This window comes from Neisseria sp. 27098_8_112, from assembly GCF_041433235.1.
Classification (GTDB): domain Bacteria; phylum Pseudomonadota; class Gammaproteobacteria; order Burkholderiales; family Neisseriaceae; genus Neisseria.
On record NZ_JAPWBB010000007.1, the window covers coordinates 120178 to 140971 of the forward strand.

The window sequence follows — 20794 nt, forward strand, 5'->3', positions numbered from 1 at the left end:
GCCGTCTGAAATTTTCAGACGGCCTGTATTTTGATAAAAACTCAAAGCCCTTTATTATATAAATGAAATTTTTAAATAGCATTAAATATTAATTTAAACAAATAAACTGATTTTAAATTCTATAAAATAATTAAAATAAAGAAATTTTAGAATAAAATTGCTAAAACAAAAAACTAAGCCTTGTTTAATTCTGCTAAAACCTGTAACCTGTATCAAAAATAAACAAGAGAGTTCATCATGTCCCAACACCACCCTACCGACGATATTAAGATCAAGGAAGTCAAAGAGTTACTCCCTCCAATCGCACATTTGTATGAGCTGCCTGTTACGCCTCAGGTTGCCAATTTAGTTTATAAAACACGTCATGAGATTTCGGATTTGGTTCACGGCCGCGACAACCGTTTGCTGGTTATCATCGGCCCATGCTCGATTCACGATACTAAGGCGGCGGTAGAATATGCGCAAAAATTGCTGACCTTGCGCAAAAAATATGAGAAAGAGTTGCTGATTGTGATGCGCGTGTATTTTGAAAAACCGCGTACAACCGTTGGCTGGAAAGGTTTGATTAACGATCCGCACTTGGACGGTACGTTTGACATCAACTACGGCCTGCGCCAAGCGCGTCAGTTGTTGCTGACTTTGAACGAAATGGGCATGCCTGCTTCGACTGAATTCTTGGACATGATTACGCCGCAATACTACGCCGACCTGATTTCTTGGGGCGCGATTGGTGCGCGTACGACTGAAAGCCAGGTACACCGCGAATTGGCCAGCGGCCTCTCCTGCCCTGTCGGCTTTAAAAACGGTACGGACGGCAATCTAAAAATCGCCATCGACGCCATCGGTGCCGCCAATCATCCGCACCACTTCCTGTCTGTAACCAAAGCCGGACATTCCGCGATTGTCCACACCAGCGGCAACCCTGATTGCCATGCGATTTTACGCGGCGGTAAAGAGCCTAATTACAGCGCGGAGCACGTTAAAGACGCGGTTGCGCAGCTTCAAAAAGCCGGCGTGAGCAGCAAACTGATGGTGGACTGCAGTCATGCCAACAGCCGTAAAGACTTCCGCAAACAAATGGATGTAGCTCGCGATGTTGCGGCGCAGCTGAAAGCCGGTGAAGAAAACATCATGGGCGTGATGGTGGAAAGCCATTTGGTTGAAGGCCGTCAAGACAAGCCTGAAGTTTACGGTCAAAGTATTACGGATGCCTGCATCGGTTGGGATACGACTGAAGAATTGCTGGCCCTGCTTGCCGAAGCGAAAGGTTACCAAGCATAAGTGCGAAACCATTAAAAAGACCGGATATGTTCCGGTCTTTATTATGCCTGTTATTTTGATTTCTTTGCTAAAGTTTATAATAAAAACAGTATGTTAAAAAATCAGGCCGTCTGAAACAATTAAAAGACAGTTTCAGACGGCCTACTCAATCCGTTTATGCCGCACCAACGCTATACGTTTCGCCCTTGCTGTCCGCTTGGCCGACAATGGCAGCAACGGCAGCGGCCAAGCCGTTGCGCGTCATGTATTTTTGCGGAATTTCTTGGGCATTTTGTGTCAAGGTATAGGCATTATCTTCGCCATCGGCAAGGCCGCAGGGGCGCAAGATAGTCCAATTCAAACCGCTTTGTTTGAGATAGATTTCGGCTTCCGTTTTGGCACGGACAGCTTCGCCGAGTGCCTGTTTGAACGGCTCGCTCATCATGTCCCATTGTTCACCGCAGCCCATGCTGGTAATCAGTACAAAGCGGGCTTGCGGATTAGCGGCTTTCGTAGCGGCAATGATGTTGATATTGCCCAGCGCATCGCTGCGGATACCCTCTTCGTTTTTGCCTCCGACAAAACTGATCACGGTATCGGGACGGTATTGTGCCAACGCTTTATCGAGTGCGTCGGCATCAAGCGCATCGGCGACGACGGTTTGAATATTGTGTTCGGCAAAAAAGCTGTCTTCAGACGGCCTTCTCAATACGGCGACGGTATCGGCTGAGTCAGTCAATGTGCGGATATAGGCGCGGCCGGACGGGCCGTTGGCTCCGAAGATGAGTTGCATGTTTGAGATTCCTTTGTATGGTAGATGTTTATTGTTAGAAAATCCGCTCCTCTATGCAACAAGGAACGGATTTTCAGGCCGTCTGAAACCGTTTAAGCGGCATCAAACAATTTGCGCATGGCTTCGATTTGATGTTGTTTCAACTCGCCTGCTTCATCACGGCCGACGAAAATTTTAAACATGGCGCCGCCGTTGCGGTTAATAAAGTTGAGCGAGCAAGTGGCTTTACCCATGAACGGGCGTTCCAAAAGGTAGATGGAGGCGCAGTTTTCATAGTAGATGTGGCCGTGTACGCCACCGTCGGTTTCAGGATGGTCAAAGTTGTAGAAACCGCGGCCGACTTTGCCGTTTGGCAGTTTGCCGCTGACTTCGACGATGGCATCGGGGGTGTGGGCGATGAAGGTCACGGATTCATTCCATGCTGCGATGGCTTGGAGGATTTCGACAATGCGGCTGCCTTCGGTTTGGCGCACGTTCTCTTCAGGCAGGCAGCGGATAACGTCTTCAAAACTGCATTGGTTTTGCGCTGCCAGCATCTCCAGTACTTGGCCGGGATTTTTTTCTAATGATTGGCGCAACATGGTTTGTTGTTCGGCTGAAAGTTTTTGCATGGTTTGATCCTTTTCTTGAGTCGGAAGAGTGAGCATGAGTTTGCGGATAAGAGTGGGCGACCAATAACGGCCGCTGGTATTCAAACGGATCAGGCCGTCTGAATCAGGTTCTTTAAAAAGCTGCATTTCCTGCCATTGAGCAATCAGCTTTTGCGCTGCTTTGTTGCCGTCGAACAATAATGGATTCAGACGGCCTGTTTCAATATCGTGCTGGACTTTGCTGAGAAGTGCTTTATTTGGACTATGGCCGCTCATAAATGCGATGTTTTTCTCGCCTTTCGGCGTGGTGAGATAGCTTTCCAAATCGCCCTGCACCTGATAGCTGAAACCGCCGAAGTTACCGCCTGCGCCGGAGCCGAAAGCCAAACAGGAAATATCGGATTTGATCAGGGTATTGTAGCGGTTGCGCTCGCCACGGCCGGGATAGGCGAAGTGGCTGTTGCTGACCTGTTCCCAGCCTTTTTCCAGCAGTGTTTCAACCGTGTAGGCATATTGGTCTGCCTGAATATCGAAACCTGGCGGTGTCGGAAATGCGCCTTTTTCAATCATGCGGTTGATGGGCAGCATGGGATAAAGGTTGAACGCGTACGTATCCAAACCAGACAGCGGCAGCTCGGTGGCGCGGGCGATATCGTTTTGCCAAACTTCATCGGTTTGATTGGGTAGGCCGAACATCAAATCGGCCACAATCACGGCATCGAGTTTGCACAATTTTGCCAAATATTCAAACGCCTCGTCGCCGCTGTGTTTGCGGCCGAGACGGCGGCGGATGGCGGTATTGAAGGTTTGCACGCCGATGGAAATGCGGTTGGCCCCTGCTTCGAGACAAGCCTGTGCTTTTTCTAAATCGAAATGGCTCATGCGCCCTTCAATGGTGAACTCGCAATCTTCGGCAAGAGGCAAATATTGGTAGCAGGCACGAATCAGGCGGACGAGGTCTTCCGTAAGCAACGCGGTGGGCGTACCGCCCCCGAAATAAACGGCTCGGATTTTGCCCTTTCCTGTACGGACTTCGGCTTCAGCGGCCATTTCTTCGATAATTTTGTCGGTGTACACGCTGCTTTGGCTGTCCTTCCACGCATTGCGGTAGAAGCCGCAAAAAACGCAATGGTTGGCGCAAAATGGAATATGCAGATAAGCAAGCGCGTCCACATCGGTGGCATGGGGAAGCTTTTTCTTCCAAATGTTCTGCCACTGGGGACGCGGCATTGGAACGCCGCCCCAAACCGGCATTAATGCCTGACGTTCGGGAAATGCCTTGGGCGCGGATTGTTTCGGAGTCCAAACAAGCTGCTGTACCATGATAATGATTAATAAAAATTATTAATAAGATTTATATATTAAATAACCATCATCATTTTCTTGTCAATATTTTTGCGTAATTAAAAATTAGTATTATTTTAAAATATTGTATTCTATAAATAATAAAATGTATTTCTATTTGATGAAAATCGGCATTTTACTTGTGAAATGCGCAAAATTTGGTTCTTCAAGTCGGGAACATCCTCCCATCTCGTTTTATTTTTGAACGATAAAATAAATTTTATTTATCGTTTTTCAGACGGCCTGTTGGCGCTCAGCTTCTGAAATAAAACCCTGCCTCATCTTCGCAACGGCGTATCTGCCAACCGTAAACCGATTCAAGCAAGTCGGGATGCATCACTTCTCCCACCTTGCCTGATGCAACGACTTTTCCCTCATTCATCAAAATAATATGTTCCGCATAACGCGCGGCGAGGTTCAAATCGTGCAATACCATTATTGATGAGGCACGGTTTGAATGCCCGACCAAATACTGCATCAGGCGGTGTTGGTGGCGGATATCGAGATGGTTGCACGGTTCGTCCAAAAGCAAGACCGGCGCGTTTTGCAACAGGGCGCGGATGATGTTGGCGCGTTGCTGTTCACCGCCTGAGAGCTTGCCGATGCGCTTATCCGCCAATGCCGTCAAATCAAAATAATCGAGCAACTCGTCCGCCCATTCATGGTTCAGACGGCCTTTTTGTACGAATGACGCCAACGTAATGTATTCGCGTACGGTCATCGGCATGTTGTAACGGCCATGCTGCCCGACCCATGCCACCCTGCCCGCGCGGATTTGCGGCGCAACGGCCTCACCGAAAAGCGTGATTCCCCCCTGCCCTGTTTGCCCGATTAAGGCCCGCAGCAAAGTGGATTTGCCCGCACCATTCGGACCGATAATGACGGTCATGCCCGAAGGTATATCCAGTTGATCAATTTCAAGCAGGGTTTTGTCTTGGACGCGGACGGAAAGATTACAGATTTGAAATAAGGTATGCATGGCAAAAGATATGGGGCAATGAAGTTTCAGACGGCCTGTCTAGGCATCAACGGCTTTTCAAAGGCTTGATAAACAAATACATAAAAAATGGTCCGCCCAATAAGGCAATCACGATACCGACCGGCAGATCGACAGGGTATGTCAGCCAGCGCGCCGCTCCGTCCACCACCATCAAAAACACTGCGCCCAACCAAGCCGACAGCGCAATCAGTTTGCGGCGGCTGCCGCCGACGGCTTGCGCCAGCACATTGGGGATCATCATGCCGAGAAAACCGATGATGCCCGAAAGCGATACCGCCGCCCCCGTCATCAATGCCGCGCCGATTACGGTTTGCACACGCAATGCCCCAACTGATACCCCCATACTGGCAGCCGTGTCTTCCCCCGTCATCAAAACGTCCAGCCGCCTGCCTGCCGACAGCAAAATCAGAAAACCGGGCAACATGACCGCGATTGCCGCGACAGGCGATGAGAAACCGGCTTCGGCAAGGCTGCCCGACAGCCATGTGGTCGCGCTGCGCAATACTAAATCATCAGATAAAAACAAAATCATGCTGACCACCGCGCCCGAAAACGCGCTCAACACAAAACCCAACACCAGCAATCCCAAAGTACCCCCGCCGAGCAGTTTGTGCACCGCCAAAATCAGCAGGCACACACCCAATGCACCGAGAAAAGCCGCCGCCGGCACACCCATCGCACCACCGCCTAGAGCCAATAACACAATCACGCCCAAGGCCGCCCCGCCCGATGTCCCAATCAAACTCGGATCGGCCAGCGGGTTTTCAAATAAAGCCTGCAATGCCGCCCCCGAAGCGGACAAACCGGCTCCGACCAAAAGCGCGGTATAGATGCGCGGTAAACGAATTTGGCGGACGGTTTCATCCATCGCCAACGGCGACTCCCACGCGCCAAAACCGATGCCGCAGCACAAATAAACAGCGGCGGCAGTAAGCAGCAGGCAAAGGGTAAGGATATGCGGTTTCATGACATCATGCGGTTCAAGCGGATTGAGGGACAGTTTCAGACGGCATTTTTAAGACAACCATTTTGCTTCCTACTCAACAAGAAGGAACAAATCAAGGCCGTCTGAAAACAAAAATCGGGCAGGGATTTCAAAACAGGTGCGTTTATTTCGCCAAACCGTGCAAACGCTGAATCACTTGCGGCGTATCCAGTCCGTAACGGAACATATCGTTGGCCTTCCACAAATAAATCTTGCCGTTTTTCGCGGCAGGCGAGCCGGCGATTTCGGGGCGTGCGGCAAAGGTTTTGACGTTGCCTATCATGGCGGTGTTGTGGTCGGCAATAATGATGATGTCGGGTTTGGCCGCAATCCATGCCTCACGCGTCATAGGTTTGAGGCCGTCAATGGCGGCTGCGGCATTGATACCGCCGGCACGGCGGATGATTTCGTCGGCGGCAGTATTTTTGCCCGATACGATGCGCCCGTCGTAGCTGAAGAGGTAGCGTTTGCCGCTGGAAGGCTGCTGTTTCATATCCGCCTGCCACTTGCTTGCCAACTTGTCCGCCTGCGCGCTTTTGCCGATAAGCTGACCAATGTTGCGGATACTTTGCGGATAGGCGGCGATGCTGTCATCGGGCGCAACATTGACGGCTTTAATGCCTGCTTTTTGCAGGTGGGAAAAAATATCGGCAGGCTGCGCCATCCATGAACCGATGGCAATGTCGGGTTTGGCGGCCACAATCGGTTCAACCGTCAGGCGGCGATGAATGCCGATACTGGGCTTGTTTTTCAACGCCGGATTTTGAACGGTCTGATCGCGGCCGACGATTTCGTCCAATGCGCCGAGCGCGGCAACGATGTCTGCCGTATCGGGGGTCAACACGACGATGCGTTGCGCGTGTGCAGTGCCGGCCAACGAAATAAGCGCGGAAAGCAGGAGAAGTTTGAGTTTCATTGTTTTTCCTTGTCGAATACTTTCAGACGGCCTGCTCGCTTTCTCAGGCCGTCTGAAAACGGTTGAATCACATTAGAACTTCAGTTGTACGGTTGCGGCGAAATTACGGCCGGTTTCGGTGTACAAGTCCATCACACTGGTACGGCTCATGCCGGCAACGTCGGCGTGCTGCCAGTATTTTTTGTTGCCGACATTGTAGATGTTTGCGCCGATTTCGAGGTTTTTAAACGGCTTGTACCACGCGCCGACATCCCATACGCCATAACCCGGCGCTTGGAAAACAGTATCGCTGCTGACGCGGCTGTGTTTTTTCGACCAGCGCAGCTTGGTGCCGACACCCCATTTTTCCTGAGTGTAATCCAAACCCAAAACGCCGTTGAGCGGATAAGCGGAATCCAACGGTTTGCCGTCCTGCTGCTCACCGCGCATCCAAGCGATGCTGCCGGAGACTTGCCAGCCCGGCAGGAATTTGTAGGCGGCAGAAGCTTCAGCACCGTAGGTTTTGACGTGATCAAGGTTTTGATATTGGTACTGGATAATCGGGCGTCTGCCAACAGTGGAGGTACCGATTTCAGTGCGGTTGATGAAGTTGCGGTAACGGTTGTAGAACGCGGTGACTTGCGCACGGGCGCGTTCGTTTTTGAATTTCATCCCCAATTCAAAGCTGTTGGAGCGTTCGGATTTGAGGTTGGCATTCGGGATGACGGCATAGCCGTAGGTCGTATTGGCAAACGCCATGGTCGCGCTGTCAAACGGCGGCGTGCGGAAGCCTTGGGAATAAGTGGCAAAACCGGTGAACTGCTCACCCATCGGCACACTCAGGCGCAGGCTGGGTGTAAGCGCGGAATCGTTGAAGCGCGTCGCCGTTCCGCTGGGATTGGCATTGAGATAGGCTTGGTCGGTCGACGTGTTCAGCTTGTCTTTTTCGTAACGTAAGGCCGGAGTTAGGACGATGCCGTTGCCGAAGGTTAGGCTGTCTTGTGCGTAAACGCTGAACGTTTTGCGCTTGCTGTCGGGGAAGGTTTTATTCGGATAGGTGCTGCCTGCATAAACTTTGCTGACGGCGCCGGTCAGATTGTCCACTGTCAGGCTGTCGCGCGGACGGGCGGTCTCGGTATGTTTGTATTCTGCACCGGCAACGACAGTTTGTTTGACCGCGCCGTCAAACTCCCACACGCCGCGCCCGTTCAGCCCGCGTATGGTCTGATTGAAACCGTAGTCGGAATAACGGGTCGAATTACCTAATTGGCGCGCGCCCATACGCGTAATGCTCGCATCGACAGCATCGTCTTCCGTACGCAGTTTTTGCTGATAGGCAGTCAGGTTGGCTTCTTTCAGACGGCCTTCGCCAGTGTAGCGGTAGCCCGCTTCGATACGTTGACGGCGGATGCGGTCGCGGGCGTTGCTCTCAGATGTTGCGATGGTTACCGGCCCGCGCGATTGCGAACCCAAGCCGTTTGCCAATACGGTATCGTTGGCGTGGTAATACTGTTCGTACAAAGTTTCCAAGCGGTGGCGTTCGTTGCCGATATTGCCTTTCGCCAAGATATTGTAGGCATTGTTTTTCTGCGGGTTGGTAGCAGTACGCGCAGTCGAGTAGCTGGTATCGCTGCCCATGTTTTCCGTTTCGTGCCCTTGGCGGCGCGTCAGCATCAGCAGACCTTCGGCGTTTTCATGGAAACCTGCCACAGTCGCCGTTACGCCATGGCTGCGGTCGCGGCTGCGGTAGCCGTGTTTCAGCCCAAAATAACCGCGTTTGCCTTCATCGACAAAATCACTCGGAGAAAGCGTCACCATATTCACCACACCGCCGAGCGCGTCGCTGCCGTACAGCGCGGAATAAGGGCCTTTGACAATATCGACCTGCTTGAGCGTGTCGCTTTCGACCATATCGCGTCCCGAAATCGCGCCGTTGGAGCCGCCACCTGCATAAGATTCAGGAATGCGCACGCCGTCCACCATCATCAGAATGCGGTTGCCGTCTATGCCTCGGATATTGATACCCGCATGACCGCGGCGGTTGTTGTCTGACGGCACGCTGACGCCGGATTCATACATCACGATATCGTCCAAATTCTGTGCTGAGGCTTGATTCAAGGTTTTGCGTCCGATAACCGACACATTCGGCGCGGCTTTATCCAAGGTTTGCGCATTACGGTCAGCCGTGACCACCACAGGCTCTATTTCTGCCTGAGCCACCGGCATCTGAGCCGCATATAACTGTCCAGAAAAAACCGCCCCTATTACACAGGCAATCGCTTTCTTTTTCATTACATAACCCTATCATTTGAATAATAATGGTTTGCATTTATAAAACAAACAGACAGTTTTTGCAAGTTTAAGATATGAACAAAAGGCCGTCTGAAAAGCCCGATCACTCAGGTTTTCAGACGGCCTGTCCTACTTTTCTTTTCAATTAGAACGTATGTTTAACCGTTGCAGTCACACTACGCGGCGTGCCGTAAACGTGAATATCCGGCATGGTGCGATAGCGTTTGTTAAACACGTTTTCAAAGTCCAAACTGATGCGGGTGGATTTGCCAATTTTGTAATGACCGGTCAAGTCCAGCGTTGCGTACGGACGTTGGGTCAATGCGGCGGCGGCGGCCGGATTGATGTCTGCAGGGTATTCGTCCAGCGTATGGCTGCGGCTTTGCCAGTTGACGTTGGCACCCAGGTTCAAACGGTCGGTTACGTCATACGCGGTAAAGAGTTTGAACAAATGAACCGGATAAGACGGATGCAGTTGAACCCCTTCGCTGTCTTTGATTTTAGAACGTGCATAAGACGCATTCAGCAGCCATTTATCACTCAGGCGGCCGCCGATAGAGAGCTCCACGCCTTTTGTTGTGGTGTTGTCGGCTGCGCGGTAGTATTCCTCGCCATTCGCGAATTTGCCTGCAACCACGCCCAAATGGTCGCGTTTGTTCATAAAGACGGAGGCGGAAGCATTCAGACGGCCTTCAAACCATGACGCTTTCAAACCGGTCTCGTAGGTTTTGCCGCGTTGTGGTTTGAGCGCCGCGCCGTCTTTGGTCAGGTAACGCACTTGCGGACGGAAAATGGTGGTGTAAGACGCATAGGCAGTCAGATTGTCGCCAATGTCGTAGGTTACGCCCAAATAAGGAATGAAAACGTTTTGTTTGTGGCTGCTGTGTGCGAATTTGTTACGACTGGTGCTGTAACGGTAACGCCAATCCACAAAACGGCTGCCGCCGATAAAGGCGAGTTTGTCGGTCAGTTTGAAACGGGTCGAGCCGTAAACCGACAGGTTTTTCATACGTGAAAATCCATCGCGCAGATATGGCATATCGGGTTTGGCGATGTTGCCGTTAAAGAGGCGCAAATCAGGAATCATCGACTCGCCTTCTTCATAGAAAGAAAGGTTTTCTTTGTTGTCCTGATAGCTGATACCGACATTGAACTCGTGCGAGCGGCCCAGCGCTGGATAATTGCCGTCCAAGGCCAGCGCAAAATTCTGATCGCGGTATTTGCTGCGGTCGCGGTCTGAAGTGAAAAGTGCAGAGTAATCGGGATTGATTTCAAATGTACCGGCAATGCCTGAAACGATGTCGTTTTTACCCAAAACATGGCTGTAATCGCCTGTCAGTTTCCAGCCGTTGTCAAACTCATGGCTGAGGGAAGTGAATACTTCGGCACTGGTGTCTTTGCCGTATGCCCAGCGCGCGGAAGAATTGCTGCGCGGCGAAGACTCAAACGGTATGAATCCAGTACGGCGCGAACCTGCTGCGGTCAGATAGCTGAAACGCGAGCTGCCGGTATTGCGGAAACGGTGTATTTCCGTACCGAGACGCCATTCGGTTTGCGGCGTGATATCGTAAGACAACGTACCGTAGAAAGTGTGATTATGGCGCGATGTGTTCGGCAGGTAATCGCCTCCATGGTCGCTAACCAAAATAGCGCGGCCGCGCAAGGTATTGTCTGCATTCAAAGGCTGATTGGCATCAAGGACGAAGCGGTAGTGGTTCCACGAACCGACACCGGCTTCCACGCTGACGGCAGGCTTAGCAGTCGGTTTTTTGCGTTCCAAAGCAACCGTACCGCCCGGCTCGCCCATACCGCCGTTGGACAAACCGCTTGCGCCGCGTACGACGACGACTTGTTCGTACAACGTGCTGTCCAGATTGTTGGTGCCGCGGCGGATGGCTTTACCGTCGTAAAGGAATTTGGGCGCGCCGTCCACGGAAATGCTGTCAATCGCCTGACTGCGTGAAATAAATTGGCTGTGGCCGGATACGTTGTTGCCCATTTTGCTGTGGAACACGCCCGGTGTTTGTTTCAACACGTCCTGCAAGGTATCCAAACCTTGGTCGTCCATTTGTTTTTCGGTAACGACAGACAAGGACTGCGGCGTTTCGCGCTGGGTCAGGCGGATGCCTGTCGCGGCAGAGGAAACGGGAATGGTGTAGTTGGAAGTAGTCTGTTTTCCGACACCTTGGACGGTAACTGTCGGTAAATCGACACGTTCTTGCGGCTGGGTATTTTCTACTTCGGTCGCGAAAGAATACGCCGAACACAGCGCCAGACTGACGGCAAAGCTTAATTTGCCATAGGGAAATACAGGTAGTGACATAGCCTCTCCAATTAGCTTATCTTTCAATTTGGTCGCAGATTCTATCAAAAAGATGTAGTCCGATGAAACTATGTTCCAATCACTATTTTCTAAGTAGTTCGTTTAATTCAAAATATTTATTTTTAATCTAGTCCTAATTAACTAAAAAGGCCGTCTGAAAACCCGCATCATCAGGTTTTCAGACGGCCTTAATCTTTTTATGATAAGGCAATCAGTCTGCCAATTTTCTTGCCAATTCTGCCAAACGTTTACCTTGTGCGAAGGCAATATCGTTTTCTTCGGCAGTCAATGCCGGCTTGCTGTCGTGGCCGGAAACATGGCTTGCGCCGTAAGGCGTGCCGCCGCTTTGGGTATTGCTGAGCGCGGACTCGGTATATGGAATGCCGCTGATGACCATGCCGTGGTGCAACAGGGGCAGCATCATGGTCAGCAAGGTGCTTTCTTGGCCGCCGTGCAGAGAAGATGTGCTGGTGAATACGGTGGCAGGTTTGCCGACGAGTTCTGCGCCGAGCCAAAGGGGAATGGTTCCGTCGATAAAGTATTTCATCGCGGCGGCCATATTGCCGAAACGTGTCGGGCTGCCGAGCGCAAGGCCGGCGCAGTTTTTGAGGTCGTCGGCAGTCGCGTATGGCGCGCCTTCGTCGGGAATGGCTTTTTCAACGGCTTCGCAAACGGTGGAAACTTTGGGAACGGTACGCAACACGGCTTCGCATCCGTCCACGCTTTCGATACCGCGTGCGATTTGGCGGGCAAGGTTGCGTGTGCTGCCGTTTTGGGAATAAAAGAGGACGAGGATTTTCAGAGGATTTGGGTTCATTTGGGGTTTCCGTTACAATGCTGTCAGGTTTCAGACGGCCTTTTAAATACTCGGGCCGTCTGAAAAGAAAAATTTCTATTCAAAAGTGGGAAAAGGTTATGCCGTTTTCGCAATGGTGGCAAGGTTTTTTAAAGAGTAAAGGCGTGGCGTTCGCTTGGTTTGTCGTGCGCCGTTTTGATGAGGAGCGTGTGCCGCAGGTAGCGGCAAGCATGACGTTTACGACGCTTTTGGCTTTGGTGCCCGTGTTGACGGTGATGGTCGTCATCGCTTCGGCCTTCCCCGTTTTCGACCAATGGTCGGGGGAATTTGTCTCTTTTATCAACCGCACCATTGTGCCGCAGGGTGCGGACATGGTGTTTGACTACATCAATGCGTTCCGCGATAAGGCCACCAAGCTGACGGCCATCGGCAGTGTGATGTTGGTCGTAACCTCGCTGATGCTGATTCGGACGATAGACAATGCGTTCAACCGGATTTGGCGCGTCAATTCGCAACGGCCTTGGATGATGCAGTTTTTGGTGTATTGGGCGTTGCTGACGTTTGGGCCTTTGTCTTTGGGTGTGGGCTTGTCGGTCGTAATCGGTCAGGTGCAAGTAGTGGGCGGCTCGGAATGGCTGAGGGTTATCACTACAGTTTCATTTATTACGGTGCTGCTGTGGGGTTTATACCGCTTTGTGCCCAACCGTTTTGTGCCTGCCAGCCATGCTTTGGTCGGCGCGGCTGTAACGGCGTTTTGTTTGGAAACGGCACGCTTTTTGTTCGCTTGGTACATGGGCAACTTTGACGGCTACAAATCGATTTACGGCGCATTTGCCGCTGTACCGTTTTTCCTGTTGTGGCTCAACCTATTGTGGACGCTGGTATTGGGCGGCGCGGTTTTGACCTCGTCCCTCTCCTACTGGCGCGGCGAAGCATTCCGCCGCAGTCTGGATGCGCGCGGCCGCTTTGACGATGTATTGAAAATCCTGCTGCTGCTCGATTCTGCCCAACAAAACGGCAAGGCGTTGCCGGTGCAGGAATTCAGACGGCATATCAATATGGGCTTTGACGAATTGGGCGAGCTTTTAGAAAAACTGGCGCGACACGGTTATGTCTATTCCGGCCGTCAGGGCTGGGTCTTGAAAATGGGCGCGGAGTCCATCGACTTGGCAGAGCTGTTCAAACTCTTTGTCTACCGTCCGCAAACGCTTAATAAAGACAAGGTCAATCAAACGGTTGACCACATCATGCAGCCCTGCTTGGAAACCTTGAACATGACGCTTGCCGAGTTCGGCGCCCATACGAAAAAGCAATCCTCTTAAACCTAACGCCGTCTGAAACCAAAAATATCAAGTTTCAGACGGCCTTTGCTATAATCGGCACACTACTGAATACTACATTCGACCTACAAGGAAAAATAGATGAAAACACCAGCCCTACTCTCTCTGCTCGGTTTGATTCCATCTGCCGCCTTTGCCGCCCACGGCGTAGGCCTTGGCCAACCACCCAAATATCCGGCCAACTTCACCGCTTTCGAATACGTCAATCCCAACGCCCCAAAAGGCGGCTCATTTACCACGCCTTTCCTCGGTGCTTTTGACACGCTCAACCCCTTTACCCTCAAAGGCAACCACGAATACGGCATCAGCATGCTGACGCTCGACACCCTGACCGAGCAAAGCATGGACGAACCTTACGCCGTTTACGGCCTGATTGCCGAAGACATCGCCCTGGCTCCTGACGGTCTTTCCGTTACCTTCAAAATCAACCCTAAAGCCAAATTCCACAACGGCGACCCCGTTTTGGCCAAAGACGTTGCCGCTTCATTTAACATCCTGACCAAAGACAAAGCCGCCGCCCCCATGTACCACTTCTACTGGAGCGACGTGGCCAAAGTAGAAACGCCCAGCGATCGCACCGTCGTGTTCCGCTTCAAACAGCGCAACTCAGAATTACACATGATTCTCGGCAGCCTGCCCGTCTTCTCGCATAAAAGTTATCCCAAAGGCCTGGCCGCCGCTCCCAACAGCCTGCCCATCGGTTCCGGCCCCTACCGTTTTGCTAAAGCCGAAAACGGCCGCATCAGCGAGTTTGTCCGCGACAAAAACTACTGGGCGCAAAATCTGCCCGTGCGCAAAGGCCGCTACAACTACGACCACATCCGCATCAAATACGTCAAAGACGAAGTTGTCCGCATCGAAGGGTTAAAAGGCGGCCAATATGACTTCGTACAAGAAAACGTCGCCCGCAACTGGGCGCGCGCCTACTCCGACGAAGTCCTCAAAAAACGCAATCTGTCCAAACACGAATGGATACAAAACAGCACAGCCGGCATGCAAGGCTTCGTCATCAATATGCGCCACAAGCCCTTGGACAATATTTACGTCCGCCGCGCCTTGATTGAAAGCTTCGACTACGAAAGCGTCAACAGCCGCATCTTCTACGGCGCATACCGCCGCACCGACAGCTTCTTCACCAACAGCACCATGGCCGCAACCGGCAAGCCTGACAGCGCGGAAACCACATTGCTCAAATCATTGGGCGCCAAGTTGCCCGATGGCGTATTAGATCAAGACGTCCCTATGCCGCCGGTTACCGATCCCAAACTGGGCGTGCGCCCAAACCTGCTCAAAGCACGCGCCCTGCTTGAAAAAGGCGGCTACCAATACAAAAACGGCAAAGCAGTCGACAAACAAGGCAAACCGCTGACCTTTGAATTCCTAGCCCCCAGCAAAAACTACGAACGCATTACCGCCAAATGGCAGCGCGACCTCGCCAAAATCGGCATTACCATGAACGTGCGCACCGCCGATTCCGCCGTGTACCAAAAACGCATGAACGACTTCGATTTTGACGTAACCACCGGCTACTACGGCAACAGCGAAAGTCCCGGCAACGAGCAATACGACTACTTCAGCTGCGCCGCCGCCAAAACCGAAGGCAGCCGCAACCTATCCGGCGTCTGCCATCCCGCGGTTGAAAAACTGCTGACCCATTTCAACAGCTTTACCAACCGCCAAGAGCTGCAAACCACCTCGCGCGCGCTCGACCGACTGATCCGCCACCAATACACCATCGTTCCAAACTGGTTCGCCGACCGCTACCGCGTCGTGTACCGTAACGATGTAGGCATTCCGTCCAAGCTGCCGAAATACTACGATCCCATCACCTTCGCCATGACCGCAGGCTGGAAGAAAAAGTAGTCGCATTTCGACAACACGCTCAAGCGGCCAAGCCCCCCGACACGTAGCCTTTGGCATAGAAACCCATTATTCGTTTAAAACCAATTAATTCATCCAAAACAAATAACCGCAAAAGAAAAAACAACTTAAAGCCAAATCAAAGGCCGTCTGAAAAATCCGTCAGCAAAATCATCTGCAACGGAACATTTCAGACGGCCTTTTCGTCTCTTTTCAATTCAGTTTCGCAACCGAAACAAAATATCAAAAATTAACAAAAAAATTGCAACACAATACCCTCAAAATTTACAAAACCGTGTACACTTCCAACTTAAGATTTTGAATTATAAGAATAATCGTAATAAGAACTACAATCATCCCAATTTAACCAATATCAAGCGTTCATATAATAAAAGGAACAAAAACATGAAAATCAAACGTCTGTCTACCATTCTCAAACTGATTGCCAACCCCGAACGCATGGCCATCCTTTTCCTGCTGCTGGACGGCGACCGCAGCATTACCGAACTGGCACAAGCACTCGGCTCCTCCCCGACCGGCATCGCTAACCACCTCGCACGCCTGCGCACCGAAGGTATCATCGATTTCACGCGCTACCACCGCATCATCGAATACCGCCTCATCTCCGAAGAAGCCGCCACCATCCTCAATACTCTGCGCACGCTCAAAGACTCAGCCGAATAAACAAATTATTCCACATCACAACAACAAGGCCGTCTGAAACATCAGCTTTCAGACGGCCTCCACTTTCAACCCATATCGAAAAATAAATCAATCCGCTATACAATACCGCCCATGCCCACAGGCGCCATCCGCCGCCTTCACACCCAACAGCACACACGGAAACATCATGAAAATCGCCACTTGGAACGTCAATTCCCTCAACGTCCGCCTGCCCCAAGTACAAAACTGGCTGGCCGACCACCAAGCTGACATACTCGCCTTACAAGAACTCAAACTCGACCAAGACAAATTCCCGGCCGCCGCCCTGCAAATGATGGGCTGGCACTGCGTCTGGAGCGGCCAAAAAACCTATAACGGCGTCGCCATCATCAGCCGCCACGAACCGCAAGACGTACATTGCGGCCTTCCCGCCCTTCCCGACGACCCGCAACGCCGCGTCATCGCCGCCACCATCAACGGCGTACGCGTCATCAACGTCTATTGCGTCAACGGCGAAGCACTGGACAGCCCAAAATTCCAATACAAAGAACAATGGTTTGCCGCACTGACCGAGTTCGTCCGCGCAGAAATGGCCGTTCACCCCAAACTCGTTCTGCTCGGCGACTTCAACATCGCCCCGGCCGATGCCGACTGCTACGACCCCGAAAAATGGCACGAAAAAATCCATTGCTCCTCCATCGAAAGACAATGGTTTAAAGCCCTGCTCGACCTCGGCCTGACCGACAGCCTCCGCAAAATCCACCCCGAAGGCGCGTTCTACACATGGTTCGACTACCGCGGCGCCATGTTCCAACGCAAACTCGGCCTGCGTATCGACCATATCCTCAGCAGCCCCGAACTCGCCGCCACCCTTACCGACGTCACCGTCGACCTAGAAACCCGCGCCCAAGAACGCCCCAGCGACCATGCGCCGGTTATTGCCGAGTTTGACTGCTAACATTTTGAATTAAGAAAAATAAGGCCGTCTGAAAACTGGATTTCAGACGGCCTTTGCGCTAAGAGGTTTTCAGACGACGTTTGAGATTGTCTGAAAGTTGGAAACAATGGTTTGAACAGCAAAAAACGCGTGCGTGCGTACCGCACACACCCTACACCTCGGTTTTAAAGTTTGTGCCGTCCGCAGGTAGAGGGTGTATGGCGCAGCCACGCGTGCGGTTGGTGGGGATGCAGGCTACGGCTTGCTCTGCCACGCACGTGGTTTTGGGTGATTGGGGATGGCGTGCGTGACAGAGCCACATGCCCGATGCTTACTTACTACATGACCCATGCTATGTTTACTTGTTTGCTTCATCTGAAATAAAAATTTCCAAATCTGACTCTTGATAACCCACTATAAAATAGTGTCTTTTATCATTGATCATTTTATTCACTTCTCGCACTTTAAATGCATCACAGCTTTCTTGAAATAGCAAATAATTGCATATAGATTTTCCAGTTGATCTTGGAAAGTCGCTTGACTTAGTGTCATTCAGATTTTCCATCCAATTTTGCATTTTAACTTTGTCATCCTTAAATTCTTCATTTAAGTAATCTACCACCTCGTCATCAAACAATATTTCAGCTTTTAAAAGTATTTTAGGTGAAATTGGAACAAGAAATTCCGTATCTTTTAAATTTTTGTTAAACTTTATATTCCTTACAGGATTATCATTAGTAATAAAATTCATATCAGAAGTATTTTTTATCAAAGTAAAAATTATTTTTTCATTAAGAAATGAGTTAGTAATTTGAGCAGGCATGATAAAATTCAAAAAAATTAACAATATTCCATTAATTTCTTCGTCTGATAATACAATACTATTTTGCTCACTTAATCCATGCTTAATTAATCTTAATTGATTATCTCTCATAAACTTTGTTCTGCATAACATGAAAGCAATAAATGAGCACAAATCCTCATAATCTGCATAATCCAATTTTTCTATCTCATTAGTTCTATTATTCTTTAACTTTTGTAAGACAATTGCCCATTTATCTTCATATCTAGATAGATAATCCTCAATTAAATTTGCTCTATATTCCAAAATTTGTTTATTCAAGTTACTATTATTGGTTATTCCTTCTAATTCATCAATACATTTTATTAATGAAAGTTGTAAATTAAATTCAACATCTAATATATTATTAACAATTTTTATTGCTGATTGCATTGCGGGGTTTTTAAATTCAACATACTTTTTACATAATACATTCCAAAAGAAACTTCTTTGATTTTGATTAAAAATAGGTAACTCATTAAAGTTTTGCTCAAACAAAACTCCTTTTGCTTTCATTTGTTTAATTTCATTATCCAATAGCACATAGATTTTCTTTTTATTTTCCCAGCCTGATAAATAAAATCTAGGTACATAATGATGCCTACGTTTAATATCCATTTTACTCACTTCCAAACAACAAACTTTCCTTAATCCCGCGTATCCTATCCCTTAACACAGCCGCTTCTTCAAACTGCAAATCCCTAGCCGCCTGTTGCATAGCCTTTTCCAGTTTGGCGATTTCTTTAATCGCGTCTTCTTCGTTGTGGATTTCGCCGACTTTAACCTTGTTTTTGCCTTTCAGACGGCCTTTTCCGCCGTCTTCTTCGTGGTACACACCGTCGATGATGTCTTTAACCTGTTTTTTAATCTGTTGCGGTACGATACCGTGTTCTTCATTGAATTTAATTTGTTTTTCGCGGCGACGTTCGGTCTCGTCAATGGCGGCTTTCATGGAGTCGGTGATTTTGTCGGCGTACAGGATGGCAACGCCGTTCACGTTGCGTGCGGCGCGGCCTATGGTTTGAATCAGGCTGCGGTGGGAGCGCAGGAAGCCTTCTTTGTCGGCGTCGAGGATAGCGACGAGGGAGACTTCGGGGATGTCGAGACCTTCGCGCAAGAGGTTGATGCCGACGAGTACGTCAAACAGGCCGAGCCGCAAATCCCTAATGATTTCAACGCGCTCGACGGTGTCGATGTCGCTGTGCAGGTAGCGCACTTTGATGCCGAGTTCGCTGTAATAGTCGGTGAGTTGCTCCGCCATGCGTTTGGTGAGGGTGGTAACGAGCACGCGTTCGCCTTTTTGGATGCGGTCGTTGATTTCGCTCATTAAGTCATCGACTTGGGTGGCGACGGGACGAATGATGATTTGAGGATCGACCAGCCCTGTGGGACGGACGACTTGTTCGACGACTTGTCCGGCGTGTTCTTCTTCATATTTGGCGGGGGTGGCGGAAACGAAGATGGTTTGTGGCATGACTTTTTCAAATTCGTGGAATTTGAGCGGGCGGTTGTCGCGGGCGGAAGGCAGGCGGAAGCCGTAATCGACGAGGTTTTGCTTGCGCGAGGCGTCGCCTTTGTACATGCCGCCGATTTGGGTTACGGTAACGTGGCTTTCGTCAATGAACATGATGGCGTTGTCGGGCAGATAGTCCATCAGCGTGGGCGGCGGTTCACCTTCTTTTTTGCCGGAGAAGTGGCGGGAGTAGTTTTCGATGCCTTTGCAGAAACCCATTTCGTAGAGCATTTCGAGGTCGAAGCGGGTGCGCTGTTCGATGCGTTGTTGTTCGACGGGGCGTTGTTCGCGGGCGAAGAATTCAATGCGTTCGCGCAGTTCTTCTTTGATGGATTCACAGGCGCGCAAGACGGTGTCGCGTGGGGTAACGTAGTGGCTGGACGGGAAGACGGTGTAGCGGCCGACGCGCTGGATAAGGCTGCCTGAAAGCGGGTCGAACATATCGAGACGGTCGATTTCGTCGTCGAACAAGCTGATGCGCAAGGCGTTTTCGGAGCTTTCGGCGGGGTACACGTCGATCACGTCGCCGCGTACGCGGAAGCTGCCGCGTTTGAAGTCCAAATCGCCGCGTTCGTATTGCATGGAAACGAGCGTAGCGATGATGTCGCGCTGCTCGATGGTGTCGCCTTCTTTGACGGACAACACCATTTGTTGATATTCGGTCGGGTCGCCGATACCGTAAATGGCGGACACGGTGGCGACGATAATCACGTCGTTGCGCGTCATCAGGTTTTTGGTGGCGGAAAGGCGCATCTGCTCGATGTGTTCGTTGATCGCGCTGTCTTTTTCGATGAACAAGTCGCGGCTGGGCACATAGGCTTCGGGTTGGTAATAGTCGTAGTAGGAGACGAAATATTCCACCGCGTTTTCGGGGAAAAACTCGCGCATTTCGGCGTAGAGTTGGGCGGCAAGGGTTTTGTTGTGCGCCATGATGATGGCGGGACGGCCGCTTTGCGCAATGACGTTCGCCATGGTGTAGGTTTTGCCCGAACCGGTTACGCCGAGAAGGGTTTGGTAGGCAAGGCCGTCTGAAAGTCCTTCGAGCAGGCCGGCAATGGCGGTGGGCTGGTCGCCTGCGGGCGGAAAGGGTTGGTGGAGTTTGAAGGGGGAATTTGGGTATTGGATGACTTCCATAAGACGGCCTGTTTTATGTTCAGGAAAAGAGAAGATTATAACAAAGGGCCGTCTGAAAATTGATAGTGTGCCAATCTGATAAGACTAAATATTTCTTCTCCTTCCTTAGCTAACTGAGGTTGGTTGTGTTAGCTGGACAATTAAACTACCCTCTCCCGGGACGTGCCTGTGCACGTCCTTTTTACTTTCTTATCTCCTTTCCACTCTATTATCACCCCATAAAAGGCC

16 protein-coding genes are annotated in these 20794 nt (G+C 50.6%); 6 read left to right on the forward strand and 10 right to left on the reverse strand.

What is annotated here, in order from left to right; all coding sequences use genetic code 11:
* Window positions 1-237 precede the first annotated feature (237 nt).
* Window positions 238-1281, forward strand: a complete 1044-nt coding sequence (gene aroG / locus O3682_RS06335; protein WP_070584580.1) for a 3-deoxy-7-phosphoheptulonate synthase AroG — start codon at window positions 238-240, stop codon at window positions 1279-1281.
* Between the two features lie 154 nt (window positions 1282-1435).
* On the opposite strand, the gene O3682_RS06340 is transcribed toward aroG, so the two are convergent.
* The 8 genes from O3682_RS06340 to wrbA all read right to left on the reverse strand — a co-directional run bounded on the left by O3682_RS06340 (window position 1436) and on the right by wrbA (window position 12299).
* Window positions 1436-2053 carry an NAD(P)H-binding protein gene (locus O3682_RS06340; protein WP_250579994.1) on the reverse strand — a complete coding sequence of 206 codons (618 nt, stop codon included), beginning with the start codon at window positions 2051-2053 and terminating at the stop codon, window positions 1436-1438.
* Window positions 2054-2145: 92 nt separating this feature from the next.
* Window positions 2146-3966, reverse strand: coding sequence for a heme anaerobic degradation radical SAM methyltransferase ChuW/HutW (hutW, locus tag O3682_RS06345; protein ID WP_371509081.1), 1821 nt, complete (start codon window positions 3964-3966; stop codon window positions 2146-2148).
* 274 nt (window positions 3967-4240) lie between these two features.
* Window positions 4241-4966 carry an ABC transporter ATP-binding protein gene (locus O3682_RS06350; protein ID WP_371509083.1) on the reverse strand — a complete coding sequence of 242 codons (726 nt, stop codon included), beginning with the start codon at window positions 4964-4966 and terminating at the stop codon, window positions 4241-4243.
* Window positions 4967-5012: 46 nt separating this feature from the next.
* Window positions 5013-5954, reverse strand: coding sequence for a FecCD family ABC transporter permease (locus O3682_RS06355; RefSeq protein ID WP_371509085.1), 942 nt, complete (start codon window positions 5952-5954; stop codon window positions 5013-5015).
* Between the two features lie 142 nt (window positions 5955-6096).
* Window positions 6097-6888: a heme/hemin ABC transporter substrate-binding protein gene (locus O3682_RS06360; RefSeq protein ID WP_371509089.1), complete on the reverse strand. Its 792-nt coding sequence runs from the start codon at window positions 6886-6888 to the stop codon at window positions 6097-6099.
* 72 nt (window positions 6889-6960) lie between these two features.
* Window positions 6961-9159 (reverse strand): TonB-dependent hemoglobin/transferrin/lactoferrin family receptor, encoded by a 2199-nt coding sequence (locus O3682_RS06365; protein ID WP_371509091.1) that lies wholly within the window; start codon window positions 9157-9159, stop codon window positions 6961-6963.
* Window positions 9160-9304: 145 nt separating this feature from the next.
* Window positions 9305-11482, reverse strand: a complete 2178-nt coding sequence (locus tag O3682_RS06370; RefSeq protein WP_371509093.1) for a TonB-dependent siderophore receptor — start codon at window positions 11480-11482, stop codon at window positions 9305-9307.
* A gap of 211 nt (window positions 11483-11693) precedes the next feature.
* Window positions 11694-12299, reverse strand: a complete 606-nt coding sequence (gene wrbA / locus O3682_RS06375) for an NAD(P)H:quinone oxidoreductase (RefSeq protein WP_004520937.1) — start codon at window positions 12297-12299, stop codon at window positions 11694-11696.
* A gap of 98 nt (window positions 12300-12397) precedes the next feature.
* Here wrbA and O3682_RS06380 point away from each other — a divergent pair, with 98 nt between their 5' ends.
* The 5 genes from O3682_RS06380 (at window position 12398) to O3682_RS06400 (ending at window position 17389) form a co-directional block, all read left to right on the forward strand.
* Window positions 12398-13600: a YihY family inner membrane protein gene (locus tag O3682_RS06380; RefSeq protein WP_070607346.1), complete on the forward strand. Its 1203-nt coding sequence runs from the start codon at window positions 12398-12400 to the stop codon at window positions 13598-13600.
* A gap of 99 nt (window positions 13601-13699) precedes the next feature.
* On the forward strand, window positions 13700-15481 hold the full coding sequence (locus O3682_RS06385) for an extracellular solute-binding protein (RefSeq protein WP_371509096.1): 1782 nt from the start codon (window positions 13700-13702) through the stop codon (window positions 15479-15481).
* A 402-nt stretch (window positions 15482-15883) separates the two neighbouring features.
* Window positions 15884-16162, forward strand: a complete 279-nt coding sequence (locus tag O3682_RS06390) for an ArsR/SmtB family transcription factor (RefSeq protein ID WP_371509097.1) — start codon at window positions 15884-15886, stop codon at window positions 16160-16162.
* A gap of 166 nt (window positions 16163-16328) precedes the next feature.
* On the forward strand, window positions 16329-17099 hold the full coding sequence (gene xth, locus O3682_RS06395) for an exodeoxyribonuclease III (RefSeq protein WP_063068344.1): 771 nt from the start codon (window positions 16329-16331) through the stop codon (window positions 17097-17099).
* A gap of 80 nt (window positions 17100-17179) precedes the next feature.
* Window positions 17180-17389 carry a hypothetical protein gene (locus O3682_RS06400; RefSeq protein ID WP_371509099.1) on the forward strand — a complete coding sequence of 70 codons (210 nt, stop codon included), beginning with the start codon at window positions 17180-17182 and terminating at the stop codon, window positions 17387-17389.
* Window positions 17390-17436: 47 nt separating this feature from the next.
* Here O3682_RS06400 and O3682_RS06405 read toward each other — a convergent pair whose 3' ends face one another.
* Both O3682_RS06405 and uvrB read right to left on the reverse strand, forming a co-directional pair.
* On the reverse strand, window positions 17437-18537 hold the full coding sequence (locus O3682_RS06405; RefSeq protein WP_371509101.1) for a DUF4238 domain-containing protein: 1101 nt from the start codon (window positions 18535-18537) through the stop codon (window positions 17437-17439).
* Between the two features lies 1 nt (window position 18538).
* The gene (uvrB, locus tag O3682_RS06410) at window positions 18539-20566 is read right to left on the reverse strand and encodes an excinuclease ABC subunit UvrB (RefSeq protein WP_371509103.1); all 2028 of its coding nucleotides are present in this window, start codon (window positions 20564-20566) and stop codon (window positions 18539-18541) included.
* Window positions 20567-20794 lie beyond the last annotated feature (228 nt).

What these genes read in the sequence shown, in the direction of transcription:
- O3682_RS06390 (WP_371509097.1), top strand. Translation starts at nt 15,884, where the DNA reads ATGAAAATCAAACGTCTGTCTACCATTCTCAAACTGATTGCCAACCCC.
- xth (WP_063068344.1), top strand. Translation starts at nt 16,329, where the DNA reads ATGAAAATCGCCACTTGGAACGTCAATTCCCTCAACGTCCGCCTGCCC.
- O3682_RS06365 (WP_371509091.1), bottom strand. Translation starts at nt 9,159, where the DNA reads ATGAAAAAGAAAGCGATTGCCTGTGTAATAGGGGCGGTTTTTTCTGGA.
- uvrB (WP_371509103.1), bottom strand. Translation starts at nt 20,566, where the DNA reads ATGGAAGTCATCCAATACCCAAATTCCCCCTTCAAACTCCACCAACCC.
- O3682_RS06355 (WP_371509085.1), bottom strand. Translation starts at nt 5,954, where the DNA reads ATGAAACCGCATATCCTTACCCTTTGCCTGCTGCTTACTGCCGCCGCT.
- O3682_RS06380 (WP_070607346.1), top strand. Translation starts at nt 12,398, where the DNA reads ATGCCGTTTTCGCAATGGTGGCAAGGTTTTTTAAAGAGTAAAGGCGTG.
- aroG (WP_070584580.1), top strand. Translation starts at nt 238, where the DNA reads ATGTCCCAACACCACCCTACCGACGATATTAAGATCAAGGAAGTCAAA.
- O3682_RS06360 (WP_371509089.1), bottom strand. Translation starts at nt 6,888, where the DNA reads ATGAAACTCAAACTTCTCCTGCTTTCCGCGCTTATTTCGTTGGCCGGC.
- wrbA (WP_004520937.1), bottom strand. Translation starts at nt 12,299, where the DNA reads ATGAACCCAAATCCTCTGAAAATCCTCGTCCTCTTTTATTCCCAAAAC.
- hutW (WP_371509081.1), bottom strand. Translation starts at nt 3,966, where the DNA reads ATGGTACAGCAGCTTGTTTGGACTCCGAAACAATCCGCGCCCAAGGCA.
- O3682_RS06350 (WP_371509083.1), bottom strand. Translation starts at nt 4,966, where the DNA reads ATGCATACCTTATTTCAAATCTGTAATCTTTCCGTCCGCGTCCAAGAC.
- O3682_RS06405 (WP_371509101.1), bottom strand. Translation starts at nt 18,537, where the DNA reads ATGGATATTAAACGTAGGCATCATTATGTACCTAGATTTTATTTATCA.
- O3682_RS06385 (WP_371509096.1), top strand. Translation starts at nt 13,700, where the DNA reads ATGAAAACACCAGCCCTACTCTCTCTGCTCGGTTTGATTCCATCTGCC.
- O3682_RS06340 (WP_250579994.1), bottom strand. Translation starts at nt 2,053, where the DNA reads ATGCAACTCATCTTCGGAGCCAACGGCCCGTCCGGCCGCGCCTATATC.
- O3682_RS06370 (WP_371509093.1), bottom strand. Translation starts at nt 11,482, where the DNA reads ATGTCACTACCTGTATTTCCCTATGGCAAATTAAGCTTTGCCGTCAGT.